This window comes from Actinoplanes sp. NPDC051861 (assembly GCF_040681145.1).
Taxonomy (GTDB): Bacteria; Actinomycetota; Actinomycetes; order Mycobacteriales; family Micromonosporaceae; genus Actinoplanes.
In genome coordinates, this window is sequence record NZ_JBFAYE010000005.1 from 34,174 (window position 1) to 49,166 (window position 14,993).

Here is a 14,993-nt window from a genome sequence, read left to right on the forward strand (position 1 = left end):
TCGTTCCAGACCGCCCGGAGGCGGCCGGCTTCGGGCGCGCTATTCGTTCCAGACCGCGCGGAGGCGGTCGGCTTCGGGCGCGCTACTCGTTCCAGACCGCGCGGAGGCGGTCGGCTTCGCTGGCGGCCTGGGCGTAACCCGCCTCGGCCGCCGGGCGCCGGCGGGCCGGGTCCAGCACGTTGGTGCCGATCGCGGCGCGCGCGGCCCGGCCGGGCGAGACCACCGCGCCGCGCACGTCCGGGCCGAGCGCCCTGAGCTGTGCTTCCGGACGGCCCGAACTCCGCACGGACTGCGTACTCGGCGCCAGCACGACCACCCGCCGGCTGCCCTCGGCCAGGTCGGCGTTGGCCACCGAGCGCGCTCCGCCGTCGATGTAGCGCACGCCCCCGATCGTCACCGGCGGCCACACGAGCGGCACGGCGCAACTGGCGGCGACGGCGTCGATCAGGGAGACGCCGGAGGTGGCGTCGAATACGCGTACCTCTCCGGTCTGTGCCTCGACCGCCGTGATGCGCAGGCGGGCCGCTGAAGGCCAGCCACCGTCCCCGATGCGCCGCGCGATCACCGCACGCCGCTCCGCCTCCGGCACGGTCCGGGTGCGCAGCGCCCGGCGCCCGAGCCACGCACGCCCCCGCGCCGGATCCCCCGGCCACAGCCCAGCGATCAGAAACCCGAGCAGAACACCGGGCCCGAGCCGCGCGGCAATCTCACCCTTGGCGTCAGCGAGCTGTGCGTCATAAAGAGCCTTGAGGGGTACGCCAGAAAGCACCTGCGCCCCCACCGAAGCCCCCGCCGAGGTCCCCACGAACAGCCCCGCGCCACTCAGATCCACACCGCGCTCCGCCAGCCCGTGCAACAGCCCGATCTCCCAGGCCACCCCGGTGACGCCACCGCCACCGAGCACGAGCGCCTTCCCCTCCACACCCATGCGCCCGATCCAAGCACCCCCTCCCGCCGCCCACCACCCACAGCCGCCCGCCCGCGCCTCGCTCGCCCCAGCCCGGGAACGGGTCGCCGGAGGGAGGGCGTCCGCGCGACCTCGTGGGGCGACAACCTGGCGGTGCTATGAGCTGTGTGGATTTCAGGCGTCGTGACCGCCGGGCGCGGGCCGGCGGTCGCGATGCCGTCGGGTCTCGGCTAGGAGACGGCGACGTCGTCGTAGTAGACGGTGCCGGTGTTGTCGCCGGACTTCAGGTGTAGCTGGACGCCTGCGGCGTTGGCCGGCGCCGCGGTCTCCACGACCAGTTTCGTCCAGGAGGTGTTGCCGGTGGGGAGGCGGTTGGAGGTGTTCTGGGACAGCCACGTGCCGTTGATGTCGAACCAGCTCAGCGAGATCTCGGTGATCCCGGTGGCCGCCACACCGCGGGCGTACGCCTCGGCCCGCCACAGGTAGCCGGGCTGTACCGGCGTGATCGGCGAGGTGAGCAGCGACGGCAGGTTGCTGCCGACCCGGGTGGTGCCGGAGAACTTGGCCGACTTGGTGCCGGTACGCGGAGACTCCGTAGTGATCACAGCCGCACCCGCCTGGGGCAGGTAGTTACGCCACGGCGATTCGTTCGCCGCCGCCTCGAAGCTCAGGTTCAGGATGCTGTTCGGTGTGGTGCCGGTCGTCCACTTGGTGCCGACCACGGAGGCGCTGAACTTGGCCGTGGCGTCCGTGCGGTACAGGCCGTACTTGTACTGCGCGGGCTGAGTGGAAACCTGCGAGTTCGGCGGGATGGCGCCGGTGGCGAAGTCGTTGAGGATCCACGGTGCCACGGAGCCGACGGTCGCCTCGGTGGCCGCGCGCAGCACCCGGCCGAGATAGGCGCCCTGTTCACCCTCGGACACGTTGTAGCTGCTGACACCGGTCTCGCCGATGACGACCAGGTCCGGTGTGACAGCCGTCTGGGCGCGGCGGATCTCGGCGAGCGCCCGCTCCGAGTTGCCGTAGAAGTGGAAGTCGTAATAGTCCAGCGGCGTCGTGGTCAGCGCGGACTTGAGCGTGCCCATGCCGGTGGCGCCGCTGACGCCGTCGACCGAGAGGGTCAGCGGCATCTCGGGGGCGGTCGTGCGTACGGCGGGGATCACCTGACGGACCCAGTTGACCGCGGCGGTGTCGCTCGGCGGGAACTCGTTCTTCAGCTCGACGGCGATCACGCGCGGGTCGTCGGCGTACGGCGTCAGCAGCGTCTGCGCCCAGCTGATGCTGTTCGCCACGTCGGTGTAGCCGTTCCACCAGTCGAAGAGCGTCAGCTTGACGTTCAGCCCGCGGGTCTCCGCGATGTCGATGAACTGCTCGAGCTTCGCGGTGTACGCCGCAGCCGGCACCGGGTAACCGAACGTGGTCGGGAAGACGATGATCCGGACGTTGGTCGCACCGAGCGTGGCGGCCCTGGTCAGGTCGGCGTCGATGCGTACCGGGTCGAAGCTCGTCCACATCGCCGTCCAGCCCGCGTTCGACGGGTAGTAGTTGATCGTGTTCGCGGTCTGCACCGCCGCCATCCGGGTCGCCTTGGTCGGCGCTGTGGTCGTCGCGTGGGCCGGCGGAGCCTGGAGCGCCGTGCTCAGCAGCAGCGCTCCGGCCAGGACAGGGGCACGGAAACGGAACTTGCGCATGGGGGGACCGAACCTTCTCTCGAATTTCCGCGCGCAGCCGTTCTCCCGGCATGTCACACGCGGTGGCGGGCCTCGCGCGGCGTCACGACGTGGGGAGAGCCGGCCTACGTCGTCGTTGCGCTGCCATCTCGGCGCTGAGGGGGTTACAGCGAGGCATCTATCGATGACAGTAAGTCGCGAACCCGGGGTCGGCAACGCGTGGCGTGTGCCACGCGATTCACTCACCGACGGCCTCGGGCAAGCGCCTCCTCGGCTCGGGTGACCTCGGTGCGCGCCAGGTCGTGGTGCACGGTGAGACCGGACACCTCGGCGTCGTCGCGAGCGCTTCGGGCGTACCCCAATGCTTCTGCCGGATCGCCTCGCAGCCGCAACGCCGCAGCCAGGGTGATCCGCGCCTCGATCGCGCTCCGGCGATGGCCGCGGTCGCCCAGCAGGCGCAGCGCCTCCTCGCTGAAACGCACGGCCAGATCGTGACCGCCGGTGCGCTCGTGGACGGCTCCGAGAACCGTCAGCGCCCGGCCGAGCAGCCGCGGAACACCTGATCGCCGGGCGTGCGCGACGGCCTCACCGGCGGTCCGCAGCGCGTCCGGCAGCCGGCCGATGTCGCGCAGCACGATGGCCAGGCACCACGAGGCCTCGGCCTGGTCGGCCATCGACCCGAGTTGCCGGAAGGTCTCCAGCGCCAGGGTGAGCTGCTCGATCGCCTCGTCGGGACGGCCGAGCGCGTGCAGGGCCTGGCCGAGGTTCGTCCGGGCGATACCGGCGGCATGTGCCGAGCCGATCTGTTCGCAGAGGGCCAGTGCCTGCTCGCTGTGCCGCTGGGCGAGGGGGAACCGGCCGACGTCCAGCGCGGCGCCACCCAGGTTGATCAGGGAGTTGGCGATCATGTGCCAGCGGCCGGCGGCGCGGCCCAGGTCCAGCGCCCGGTGCAGCAGGCGGATGGCCTCGTGCGGCGAGCCGGCCTCGAGATGGACGACGCCCAGGTTCAGCACCGCGGCGCCCTCGATCTCGGTGAGGCCGGCGGCCGTCGCGGTCTCGCGGGCCCGGGACAGCACCTCGATCGCCGGCGCCGGCTCGCCCATCGTCCAGTGCAGGAGACCCAGGCTCATCAGCAGCGCGGCCTGCGGCTCGGGTGCGCCGGCCTGCCGGGCCGCCTGCAGACCGGCGTGTACGGCGGACCGCCACCGCGCGGTCGTCGTATGCGAGTGGAAGTAGCCGCGGAGCGCGTCGGCCAGATGCCAGGCGTAGCCCCGGGTGCCCGGACCGGCGAACTGGCAGGAGGCGATGGCGGCGGTCAGATTCTCCCGTTCGGTCTCCAGGAACTGCAGGGCCTCGGCCGCGGAGCCGAAGTCGTGGCGCCGCGCGATCGGGTCCGGCCGAGGCAGCCGGGTCAAATCGGGGTAGAGCAGGTCGGCGGCGGAGTCGGCGGCGCGCAGGTACCAGTCGAGCAACCGGCGCTGGGCGTCGTCCGCGCTCTGGTCCGCCTCGGCGTGCTCCCGTGCGTAGAGCCGGAGAAGGTCGTGCAGCTGGTACCGGCCGCCGCCGACCGGCTGGACGAGGAACGCGGCGGCCAGCAGGTCGAGCAGTTCGGTGGCGACGGCCGGCGCGACGGCCATCAGCGCGGCCACCGCGCCGGTGGTGAAGTCGGCGCCGGGAATCACGCCGAGCAGGCGGAACAGGCGCCGGGCAGCCGGCGGGAGCGCGCCGTAGGAGAGGTCGAAGGTGGCCCGGACGGCGGTGTCGGCGTCGCCGGGCACCGCGAGATGCGACAGGCGGTTCTCCGAGCACAACGCGGCGAGATAGTGGGCGACCCCCTCGGCGGACCGGCCGGCCAGCCGCGCCGCGGCGAGCCGCAGCGCGAGCGGGAGGAACCCGCAAAGGTGGGCTATCTCGGCGGCCGTCCCGTCGTCCAGGGGTGTCTCGTCGCCGAGCAGCCGGCGCAGCAGCATCTGCGACTCCACTGCCGGCAGCACGTCGAGCGTGACCAGCCGGGCGGCGTGCGAGGCGGTCAGACCGCGCAGCTCGGCGCGGGCGGTGACCAGGACCGCCGACTGCGTGGTGCCCGGGAGCAGCGCCCGGACCTGGGCCGCGGAGGCGACGTCGTCGAGCAGCAGCAGGACCGACCGGTCGGCGAGCCGGGCACGGAGCAGCGCCGAGCGAGTGTCGGGGTCGTCGGGGATCTGCGCACGGTTCACCCCGGAGGCCAGCAGCAGCTCGGCGACGACGTCACCGGCGTGGCGGGCCGACGCGCCGGTGCCGCCGAGCCGGACGAACCACTGCCCGTCCGGGAAAGCGGCGCCGAGGCGGTGCGCGACACGAAGGGCCAGCGCCGTCTTCCCGGCGCCCGGCGGGCCGCAGATCGCCATGATCGGCACATCGACCCGGCCGTCCCTCGGCTGGAGGCCGGACACGATCTGCTTCGTCAGCTCCTCGCGGCCGACGAACTCCCTCGGCTCCTGCGGCAGGGTGGACACGGTCCACCAGACAGCGGCATCCGCGTCGCGGGACGGCGGCGGCCCGGCCGTGGCCGGCTCCTCGCCGTTGAGCACCTCGCGATGCCGCCGGCGCAGCGCCTCGCCGGGCTCGATCCCGAGTTCGTCGTGCAGCAGCCGGTGGACGGTGCGATACACCTCGAGGGCCTCGGCCTGCCGCCCGCTGCCGTGCAACGCCACCATCAGCAGCTCCCAGAACTGCTCCCGCAGCGGGTGCTCGGCGGTCAGCGCGCGCAGGTCGGCGACCGCGTGCCGATGACGGCCGAGGCTCAGCTCCACCTCGATCCGGCGGCCCTCGACCGCGAGTCTCTCCTCGTCGAGGGGGCTCACCACGAGCGCGCGCAGCGAGTCCGACGAGACGTTGCTCAGCGCCGGGCCGCGCCAGAGAGCGAGCGCGGTACGCAACAGGGCCGCCTGAGTGTGCGGGTCGCCGGTGGCCGCCTCGGCCTCGGCCACCAGCCGCCGGAACCGGTCCAGGTCCACGGCGTCCGAGTCGACGTCGATGAGGTAGCCGTCGCCGTGCGTGTGGATGACGTTCGCCGGGCGCAGCAGGGCCCGCAGCCGGGCGACATAGGTCTGAATGGTCGCGCGGGCCCGGACCGGCGGCGAGGTCTCCCACAGGTGGCCGACGAGCTCGGCCACCGGCACCACCCGGCCCGGCCTCAGTAGCAGCGCCGTCAGCACGATGCGCAGCTTGTCCGCCGGTATCGGGACGACCTGGCCGCCGACCACCACCTCCAGCGCCCCGAGAACGCGGAACTCCACCTGTCCTGCCGGCACCCGGCCCCCTCGGAACACTCCTGCGTCAACTCGTGATCCGCCCGGCTCCGCCGGAGCCCGGCCGGGCAAGTTCGGTAGCCACCGAACTACGAGGTGCTTGCGTGGCACTCTCACCGCGCTCCCGCGCCGCTTTCGCGGGGCTTTCATGTCGCTGACACCGGCCGAGTCAGCACGGTGAAGGCGCCCGGCAAGCGCCTCCGGCGACGCTGCGGGCATGGGTTTCCGATCAGTTGCCATCCACGTCCCCTACGGCGTCGAGACGTACGCGCTGGGTCTGGTGACCGAGATGCTCACCGGTCGTTTCGACGTCACGCGGTGCGGCCACGGCGCGGGCCCGCTCGCGTCGGACCTCGGGCTCACCGTCCACGTCGATCACGGCATGTCCCGTCTCGTGGCCGCGGACCTGGTCGTCCTGCTGCCCGGCGGCGCGGCCCGGGACCCTCGGCGGGAGACCCTGGACGCGGTACGGAACGCGTACCGCAACGGCGCGATCCTCGTAGCGGCCGGGTCCGCGGTGGCCGGGCTCGCCGCGACCGGTCTGCTGGACGGCCGCAAGGTCGCCGCGCACCCCGGTCTCGCCGCCGGCCTGTCCGCCCGTTTCCCGGCCCTGGACGTCCGAGCCGGGCTGCTCTACGTCGACCAGGGCCGGCTGCTCACCGGGGCGGGCGGCGGCGCGTGGTCGGACCTGCTGCTGCACCTCGTTCGCCGCGAGCACGGTCCGGTGCCGGCCGCTGAGATCGCCCGCGAGCTGTTGCTGCCGCCGCACCGTGACGGCGGTCAGGCGAGCGCGGCCGGCCTGCCCGTCCCCGAGGACGCCGCGGAGAAGCGGGTCACCGAGGTGATGAGCTGGGCGACCGATCGGCTGGCGAGCCCGTTGACGGTCGGCGACCTGGCCGGCCGGGCGATGATGAGCGCCCGCACCTTCACCCGGCGTTTCCGCGAGGCGACCGGCACCACCCCGCACGCCTGGCTGCAGCATCAGCGGCTGTCCCGCGCGGAGGAGCTGCTGGTCGGCAGCCGCATGTCGGTCCATGAGATCGCGCGCTCGGTCGGTTACACGAGCGCGACGATCCTGCGCGAACGCTTCGTGCAGCGCAACGGTGTGGGGCCTCGCGAGTACCGCAAGACGTTCACCGCGGGACGATAGCGGTTCCGCAGCGAGCGCGATAGCGCTATCTGTCGCTCTCATGTTCAACGGTAGCAGCATCTCTCTCAACCTTTGCGAGCTCTTGATCGTCAGGGATGTGAAAACACCGTGGCGAGGGAGACGACATGAGATCGCGGGGTTTTTTGTGGGTCGCGGTGGCGATGGCCGGTATGGCCGTCGCCGCCTGCAACACCGCCCCCGAGCCGGTGCCGTTACCCGGTCCCGCCGCGGCTGCTCCGCCCGTGGCGGTGTCCCCGCAGGCGCCAAGGGCGAAGGCGCCCGCACCGGCGCGCATCACCTATCCGGCTCAGGGAACCGGAACCTGGACGACGGCCGCGAAACAGGACGGCAGCCCGGCCGTGCGGGAGGGCCGGCTGATGCGGTACCGGGTGGCGGTCGAGGGCGGGATCAAGGGCGTGACCGCTGCCGCCTTCGCCGACGCGGTCTCCGCGACGCTGGCGGATCCACGGAGCTGGATCGCCGGCGAACAGTTCCGGTTCCGCCGGGTCGGGCCCGGCCAGAACGCCGACTTCACCGTCTATCTGGCTACTCCGGGCACCCGGGACGGGTTCTGCGACGGCGCGGACGGCTACACGTCGTGCCGCAACGGCGCCCGCGTGGTGATCAACGTGGCCCGATGGGTCAAGGGCGTCCCGGACTACGGCGCCCCGCTCGCGGAGTACCGCCACTACGTGATCAACCACGAGGTCGGCCACCGGCTCGGTGAGTCACATCAGCGGTGCCCGCGCCGTGGTGGGCTCGCGCCGGTGATGCAACAGCAGACCCTGGGGCTGCACGGGTGCACGGCCAACGCGTGGCCGTACCCGGACGGCGAGCTCCACGAGGGGCCGCCCGGGTCGTACGACGACCCGACTCCCCCGCGCGACCGCGGCCGGCGCTGACCCGCGTCAGCGCCGGGAAAGCGGCGCGCAACCGGGTCCCCCTAACGTTTCCGCCCGGGTGAGTCGGCAGGGCGGTGCTCCTCTTGGTCGTAGTTTCCGCCCTGCCTCTTCCCCCGTCAGCCCTGGAGTGACGGTCCACTCCTCGGCGCAGGCCACGCCCGCCGGACTCGGACGACCGCGCAGCTGCACCGCCCTGCGGCCCGGTCACGCTCCGGCCGGGCGTGGCTCTTTTCCGTCCGAACGCGAATTCCTGTCCGAACGCGAAAGGCGTGTTCCTTTGAAGAGGCAACGAAGAAGGCTGTACCTCGGCGCAGCCGTGCTGACAGCGGTCAGCCTGATCGCATACGGCGTGACCGTGGGCACGGCCGGCGCCGAACAACAGGCGCCGGAGAATCCGGTGGTGGGGCAGAACGCGGTCGATGATCCGGTTCCCCTGCTCGGTCTCACCAACCCGGATGGCGTGCACCTCTACACGCTGTCTCGGTCCGAGGCCGACACCGCCGTCGCGAAGCACGGCCTGCGCTACGACAGTGGCACAAGCGGTTATCTCCGGCAGGCGGCCTTCACCGGCTCGCAGCCGCTGCACCGGCTCGCGCGCACCGGCACGGCCGGCTGGCTGGTGACCGCGTCGGCCGGCGAGCGCAACGCACTGGTCGCCTCGGGCCGCTTCCGGTACGAGGGTGTGCTGGGGCACGCATCGGTGAAGCAGACCATGGGCACCCAGATGCTGTGGCGTTTCAGCAACGGGCGTGAGTGGCGGATGGCGTTCGACCAGCCGTACGGCAACGGTGAGGAGCTGCTCCGCAACGGTTACAAGCGGGACGGCCCGCTCGGGTACGCCAACCCGCGCGTGGTCCGCGCCGGAGCACTGTACTTCGGCACCTGGAACAGCGGCTCCACCGCGGTCATCAAGGCCGGCCGCGACTACTACAAGCGGAGCTACGACGACCCGTGGGCGGGTGTGCGCGACTACGCGGGCACCGACCCCAAGGTCAAGCAGTACCGCGGTGCCTGGAGCAGCGACGACTTCAGCGACCGCGAGCCGCTCATCGGCTACTACGACGACGCGCAGACGGCGACCGTGGAGAAGCACATCGACCAGGCCAGTTCGGCCGGCCTCGACTACTTCGCGTTCTACTGGTACTGGAACCCGAACACCCGTACCGAGACGAAGAACGCCGGGCTGGAGTCGTTCCTGCGGGCCTCCAACCGCAACGCCCTGGACTTCGGCGTGACGATCTGCGCCCACGACTGGGACAACGGCACGCTGAAGATCCCGGTCGCCCAGTACGGCGAGGTCGCCGACCGGCTCGTCAACAGTTACCTGGCGCAGCCGAACTATCTGCGCGCGAACGACGGCCGCCGCATCCTCTGGCTGTGCGACACCCGCGGCATCGGCGGCAACACGGCCTCCGACACCAAGGCGTTCGTCGACACCGTACGGTCGAAGGCCCGCGCCAAGCTCGGTGAGGAGATCCTCGTTCTGGCCCACCAGGACCTCGGCCTTCGCCTGCCGGACGCCGGAGCCGACGGCGACTACTGCGCGGCGCCGTACCACGCCGTGGCCGGCCGCAGCTACACCAAGTACGTGAACGAGCAGCGGGCCGGTTTCGGGCGCGGATCGAACAACTTCGTGCGCTGTGTCATGTCGGACTTCGACGAACGGCCCCGCTACCCGGTCTTCAAGCCGGAAGCGAGCACCGTGGCGTACTTCCCGGACCACAACTTCGACCTGTTCCGGGAGGCGGCGCGCAACGTGAAGCGGGACATGGACGCCGCTCCGCGCCCGCAGTCGGTGGTCGACAACATGGTGCTGGTGTACGCGTGGAACGAGTGGCACGAGGGCGGGTACATCGAGCCCAACGCCCGGGACGGATGCCGGTACCTCGACATCCTGCGCGGTGAGCTCGGTCTGCAGGGCAAGCCCGGCCTGGCCCTACCGTGCCGGAGGCCGTGACCGGTCAGCCGGGGCTCAGCCCCGTCAGGTGAGCGCGGTCAGCCGTTGGGCGCCTTCCAACAGTTCCGCGCGGTCCGCCGCGGCCGCGTGGGACAGGCGCAGGAAGGCGGCCGGCGGCTCGGTCGCGAAGAAACGGCTGCCGGCGTCGACGGTCACGCCCTGCCTCCGCGCCGCGGCGGCAAGGGCGAGGGCGTCGGCGCCGGCCGGCAACTGGACCCAGATGTGCAGGCCGCCGGTGGGCGGCCCGGCAATCCGCCAGTCCGGGCGCTCCCCGGTGAGGGCACCGGTCAGCAGCAGGCGCCGCTCGCGCAGCTCGGTGGCGAGCGCGCGTAGATGACGGTCCCAGGCCGGGGAGCTGACCAGCTCCACCGCCGCCTCCTGCAGCGGGCGCGCGACGAAGAAGTCGTCGACCTTGCGGATCGCCCGCATGCGCTCCATGACCGGGCCGCGGGCGACCAGCGCGCCGATGCGCAGGCTGGGCGCCGCCGGTTTGGTCAGCGAGGTGACGTAGACCGTCGAGCCGTCGCGGTCGTCGAGGATCATCGGCGCGGCCGGGTGGCGGTCGTGGCTCAGGAAGCGGCCGAAGTCGTCCTCGAGGAGGAACGCGCCGGCCGCGCGTACGGTCTCGGCGACCTGCCGGCGCCGTTCGGCGGTGAGCATCGCGCCGGTGGGGTTGTGGTAGGTGGGCTGGCAGTACAGCAGCCGGGCGCCGGTCATCGCGAACGCCTCGGCGAGCAGGTCCGGCCGGATGCCGTCGCCGTCGTGCGGCACCGGGACCGGGCGCAGGCCGGCGGCGCGCGCGGCGGCAAGTGCACCCGGATAGGTGGGCGACTCCACCAGGACCGGGCTGCCCGGTGCGGCGATCGCGCGGAACGCGATGGACAGGGCGCTCTGCCCGCCGCCGGTCACCAGCACGTCGTCCGGGGTGATCGACCCGCCGACGAACCTCGCGAAGATCGACCGCAACGCCGACAGGCCGCTGGCCGGGGCGCGGTCCCACGCGTCCGGCCGGCGAGCGGCGCGGGCCAGCGCCGCACCCAGGGCCTGCGTCGGCTGCAGTGACCGATGTGGGTAGCCGCCGTCGAGGCGGATCGTGCCCTCCGGCGCCGCACCGTACGAGCCGGACAGGTGGCGCACGTCGACCGCCCGGTCGGCGAGCGCCACCGTCTGCCACGCGGTGTCGGCGACCGTCGGCCCGGCGTGATCGGTGCGCGGCGCCACGTAGGTGCCGCTGCCCGGCCGGCTCACCACCGCGCCCTCGGCGGCGAGGGTGGCGATCGCCCGCGACACGGTCACCGGGCTCACCCGGTACCGCTCGATCAGCTCCCGGCTGCTGGGGAGCCGGTCGCCGGGTGTGAGCCCGGCGACCAGGCGGCGCAGTTCCGATACCAGCGAATGAGAAGTGCTACCGTCCGACACGCTTCCGAACGATACCGGTGATCTCGCTGACGACGCGATCCACCTCCTCCTCGGTGTTGTAGTAGTGCGGCGAGAGCCGCAGGCACCAGTCGACGTCCTTGTCGCCGAAGTCGAACTGGGCGAACTGGCGGTAGCTGAGGGCCGAGTTGACACCGCACCGGTCCAGCGCGGCCTTGAACGGCTCGGCCTCCCAGCCCTCGACCGCGAACGTGACCAGGGCGGCCAGTTGGGTGCCGCGGTCGAGCACGCGAATACCGCCGATCTCCGCGAGACCTGCCCGGAGCCGGGCGGCGAGAGCCGGGGTACGGTCGGCGATCCGGTAGAGCCCGAGCTCGCGGGCGTAGCGGATGGCGGCGGCGGATCCCAGCACGGCGGCGTACGGGAACTCCCAGTCCTCGAACCTGGCGGCGGTGGCGACCGGCTCGTAGCGGTCGGTGCTCACCCAGCGCGCGCCGTACATGTCGATGAACAGCGGCTCGTAGCCCGCGTCGAGCACGCGCGGGGAGACGTAGAGCAGACCGGTGCCGCGCGGCCCGCGCAGGAACTTGCGGCTGGTGGCGGCGAGCAGGTCCGCGCCGATCTCGGTGACGTCGAGCGGGAGCTGCCCGATGGACTGGCAGGCGTCGACGAGGTAGAGCAGGTCCAGCTCGCGGCAGTGCCGCCCGATCTCGGCGATCGGCTGGACGAGCCCGGAGTTGGTGGGCACGTGCGTGGCCGCCACCAGGCGCGGGCGCAGCCGTCGCATCTGCTCGGCCATCGCGTCCACGTCCACGCCGCCGCCGGGCAGGTCGGGGGCGTGGACGAGCCGCACCCCGAACCGCTTGCGCAGCGACATGAACGCGATCTGGTTGGAGATGAAGTCGTCGCGGGTGGTGAGGATGACGTCGCCGGCGGCGAAGTCGATGGCGGAGAGCGCGGTCGCGTACGCATGGGTGCTGCTGCTGGCGAAAGCGATGTGCTCGGGCTCGGCACCCAGCAGCGCGGCGGCCTCACGGTAGAACTCCTGGACCTCGGCGGCCCTGGCAGCAGCCGCCTCGTAACCGCCCATGGTCGCCTCGAGCCGCAGGTGATCGATCATGGCGTTGAGGACCGGCCCGGGTGGCAGGCCGCAGCCGGCGTTGTTGAAGTGCACGACCCGCTCGGCCCCCGGGGTGTCGGCCCGCAGCGCGGGGACATCGAGCGAAAGCGGTCCTGCGGCAGTCTGGATAGCGCTATCTTCCTTGTACATGCACCAGAGTAGCAGTCGCGAGGGCGGGAAGCGGCCGGGCCGCCGGTCAGCGGCGCGAAAGGGTTACGTAAGCGCCGGCTGGTTCAGTGGGTCCGGACATTTCCGTCGTTCCACAAGGAGCATCATGAAACCCGTCTCTCGCCTCGTCGCCGGCGTGTTCCTGGCCGTTGCCGCGGCCACCGGCATCGTCCTCGCCGGCGGTGGCCCGGCCTCGGCCGACGGCACGGACTCCGTGCGCATCACTGACACCACGGACTCGGTTCGCATCACCGCGGAGCAGTTGGACAACCGGGAGTGGTGACACCGGCGGGCCGGGGCGTCATGCCCCGGCCCGCACGGTCTTTCTGTTTCTCGACCTACCAGCTGTGCAGCTGGAACCCGGTCACCGGTGACCCCGCGGGCATCGGCTGCGCCCAGCCCGCGTTCGTCGGGCCCTCTTTGACGTGGAGAGTCCCGTCGGTGGTCAGCGCGCCGATCCGGTCGCCCTGCAGATCGAACGACCGCACGCCCTCCTTCTGCGGATCACCCCAGCTCGCAGCCGTCCCGCCGGCCTTGACCCACAACCGGCCGGAGTTCTGGAGCACGCCGATCCGGTTGCCGGACAGCTCGAACGACCGCACATCGCCGGCCTGGTCACCGCCCCACACCGCGTTGAGCGCCCCGTCCTTCACCCGCAGGACACCGCCGGTCGTCCGCACACCGATCCTGGTGCCGGACAGCTGGAACTCCGCGACCGGGTCAGCCGTCTGCGGGTCGCCCCAGACCGCGTTCAGGGCACCCTGCTTGACCCTGAGCATCCGGTTGGCCCGCAGCACCCCGATCCGGTCGCCCTCCAGATCGAACGCCGCCACGGCGCTCTCCTGCGGATCCGGCCAGGCCCCGGTGACACCGCCCTCCTTGACGTGCAGCACGCCGTCGCGGGTCAGCGCACCGATCCGGTCGCCGGACATGTCGAACGCGACCACGTCACGCTTCTGCACCACGGGTGTGACGTCGCCGGCGTACAGGACACCGTCCCTGGTCAGGTAACCGACCCGGCCCCGATGCAGTTGGACGGAGGCGACGTTGCGGGCCACCGGCCGGTCGTTCCACGGGCCGTCCGGGTCACCGTTCCTGATCCACAACTCGCCCTGGCAGTTGAGCACCGCGATCCGGTCGCCGTCCATCCGGAAGTCGGAGACGTCGCCGCTCCTCGGCGCGTCGGGCCACCCGCCGGACAGGCTGCCCTGCTTGACGACCAGGTCACCACCGGCCAGCACACCGATGCGTGCGGCCCGGGTGACCCGATAGACCACGGTGCCGTGCGCCGGCACCGTCGCGCTGATCTCACCGGTGGTCGAGCGGATCTCCTTGGACCACAGATCCTTGAGCCAGTACGCCGAGGCGCCGCCGTAACCGGACCGCTCCACCGACGTGCTGATCACCGCCGGCGCGTCCGCCTCGTTGAACAGCGCCACCGCGACATCGCCACCGGCCAGCGGCTTCACGAACACCGTCTGGTAGCTGCCCGGGTGATGGACCGACGCCTGCACACCGAGCGGGTCCTGGTTGACGTCGATCAGGTCCCGGTTCTTGAGGATCGCCCAGGTCTCCTCGGAGGCGTCCCGAAGGTCGGTGCCGATCATCAGCGGCGCCGCCATCATCGCCCAGGTGGTGAAGTGCGTGCGGTACTCGGTGTCGGTCATCCCGCCGTTGCCGACCTGGAGCATGTCCGGGTCGTTCCAGGCACCCGGCCGGGCGTGGCCGCCGAGGTAGCGGTTGTGCTTGATGATGCCGAGCAGCGAGTCCCACTTGTCGTAGATGTCGTGGGTGGTGCGCCACATGTTGCCGTACCCGGCGCCCCACTCCCACACCCGCTCCTCACCCCAGTTGCACAGGGCCAGGAGGATGTTGCGGCCGGTCGCTCGCAGCGCGTCGCGCATCGCCTCGTAACGCACCCGCGCGGACACGTTCGGCGGGGCACCGCAGTTGTCGTACTTGAGGTAGTCGACGCCCCAGGAGGCGAAGAGTTCCGCGTCCACCCGCTCGTGGCCGAGCGATCCCGGCTGCCCCTGCCACGGGCCGGTTTCGGCCGTCTGGCAGGTCCAGGTGCCGGCGCTGCTGTAGATGCCGAACTTCAGCCCCTTGGAGTGGACGTAGTCCACAATAGGCTTGATGCCGTCCGGGAAGCGGTCCCTGTCGGGCTGAAGCCGGCCGTCGGAGTCCCGTTCGCGAGCGGCCCAGCAGTCGTCGATGTTGACGTATTCGTAGCCGAGGTCCTTGAGACCCCGGCTGACGATGAGATCGGCCATGGACCGGACGAATTTGTGGTCGAAGTCGTACAGGCATCCGGTGGCGTTCCAGTTGTTGAATCCCATGGGCGGGGTTCTGGCCAGGCCGTTGTCCATCGCGGCCGCCGGTTCGGCGACCGCGACGGGAGACACAACAACCGCCAGGAGTACGGCGAGAAGCCGTCTGACGTAACGCACGT

10 protein-coding genes are annotated in these 14,993 nt (G+C 71.7%); 4 read left to right on the forward strand and 6 right to left on the reverse strand.

The features are described 5' to 3' along the window. Positions 1-82 precede the first annotated feature (82 nt). From AB0M02_RS17130 to AB0M02_RS17140, 3 genes are all read right to left on the reverse strand, one after another. Entirely contained in the window at positions 83-928 is an 846-nt protein-coding gene (locus AB0M02_RS17130) for a patatin-like phospholipase family protein (RefSeq protein ID WP_364227612.1), read from the reverse strand. Between the two features lie 209 nt (positions 929-1,137). After that, on the reverse strand, positions 1,138-2,598 hold the full coding sequence (locus AB0M02_RS17135) for a glycosyl hydrolase (RefSeq protein ID WP_364227614.1): 1,461 nt from the start codon (positions 2,596-2,598) through the stop codon (positions 1,138-1,140). Positions 2,599-2,819: 221 nt separating this feature from the next. Further along, positions 2,820-5,870 carry a BTAD domain-containing putative transcriptional regulator gene (locus AB0M02_RS17140; protein WP_364227616.1) on the reverse strand — a complete coding sequence of 1,017 codons (3,051 nt, stop codon included), beginning with the start codon at positions 5,868-5,870 and terminating at the stop codon, positions 2,820-2,822. A 214-nt stretch (positions 5,871-6,084) separates the two neighbouring features. Between AB0M02_RS17140 and AB0M02_RS17145 the strand changes: the two genes are divergently transcribed. The 3 genes from AB0M02_RS17145 (at position 6,085) to AB0M02_RS17155 (ending at position 9,876) form a co-directional block, all read left to right on the forward strand. Further along, entirely contained in the window at positions 6,085-7,017 is a 933-nt protein-coding gene (locus tag AB0M02_RS17145) for a helix-turn-helix domain-containing protein (protein ID WP_364227619.1), read from the forward strand. Between the two features lie 125 nt (positions 7,018-7,142). Continuing rightward, positions 7,143-7,919 (forward strand): DUF3152 domain-containing protein, encoded by a 777-nt coding sequence (locus AB0M02_RS17150; protein ID WP_364227621.1) that lies wholly within the window; start codon positions 7,143-7,145, stop codon positions 7,917-7,919. Between the two features lie 277 nt (positions 7,920-8,196). Further along, positions 8,197-9,876, forward strand: a complete 1,680-nt coding sequence (locus tag AB0M02_RS17155; protein ID WP_364227624.1) for a glycoside hydrolase family 99-like domain-containing protein — start codon at positions 8,197-8,199, stop codon at positions 9,874-9,876. A gap of 24 nt (positions 9,877-9,900) precedes the next feature. Here the strand turns inward: AB0M02_RS17155 and AB0M02_RS17160 are convergent, their stop codons facing one another. Next, a complete protein-coding gene (locus AB0M02_RS17160; RefSeq protein WP_364227631.1) occupies positions 9,901-11,295 on the reverse strand; it encodes a PLP-dependent aminotransferase family protein in 1,395 nt (464 codons plus the stop codon). Beyond that, the gene (locus tag AB0M02_RS17165) at positions 11,282-12,523 is read right to left on the reverse strand and encodes an aminotransferase class V-fold PLP-dependent enzyme (RefSeq protein ID WP_364227634.1); all 1,242 of its coding nucleotides are present in this window, start codon (positions 12,521-12,523) and stop codon (positions 11,282-11,284) included. The genes AB0M02_RS17160 and AB0M02_RS17165 overlap by 14 nt, the downstream gene beginning before the upstream one ends. A 124-nt stretch (positions 12,524-12,647) precedes the next feature. On the opposite strand from AB0M02_RS17165, the gene AB0M02_RS17170 reads away from it, so the two are divergent. Further along, positions 12,648-12,824, forward strand: a complete 177-nt coding sequence (locus AB0M02_RS17170) for a hypothetical protein (RefSeq protein ID WP_364227637.1) — start codon at positions 12,648-12,650, stop codon at positions 12,822-12,824. A 55-nt stretch (positions 12,825-12,879) separates the two neighbouring features. On the opposite strand, the gene AB0M02_RS17175 is transcribed toward AB0M02_RS17170, so the two are convergent. Beyond that, positions 12,880-14,991, reverse strand: a complete 2,112-nt coding sequence (locus AB0M02_RS17175) for a glycoside hydrolase family 27 protein (protein ID WP_364227640.1) — start codon at positions 14,989-14,991, stop codon at positions 12,880-12,882. Positions 14,992-14,993: the final 2 nt, after the last annotated feature.

What these genes read in the sequence shown, in the direction of transcription:
- AB0M02_RS17165 (WP_364227634.1), bottom strand. Translation starts at nt 12,523, where the DNA reads ATGTACAAGGAAGATAGCGCTATCCAGACTGCCGCAGGACCGCTTTCG.
- AB0M02_RS17170 (WP_364227637.1), top strand. Translation starts at nt 12,648, where the DNA reads ATGAAACCCGTCTCTCGCCTCGTCGCCGGCGTGTTCCTGGCCGTTGCC.
- AB0M02_RS17145 (WP_364227619.1), top strand. Translation starts at nt 6,085, where the DNA reads ATGGGTTTCCGATCAGTTGCCATCCACGTCCCCTACGGCGTCGAGACG.
- AB0M02_RS17150 (WP_364227621.1), top strand. Translation starts at nt 7,143, where the DNA reads ATGAGATCGCGGGGTTTTTTGTGGGTCGCGGTGGCGATGGCCGGTATG.
- AB0M02_RS17130 (WP_364227612.1), bottom strand. Translation starts at nt 928, where the DNA reads ATGGGTGTGGAGGGGAAGGCGCTCGTGCTCGGTGGCGGTGGCGTCACC.
- AB0M02_RS17135 (WP_364227614.1), bottom strand. Translation starts at nt 2,598, where the DNA reads ATGCGCAAGTTCCGTTTCCGTGCCCCTGTCCTGGCCGGAGCGCTGCTG.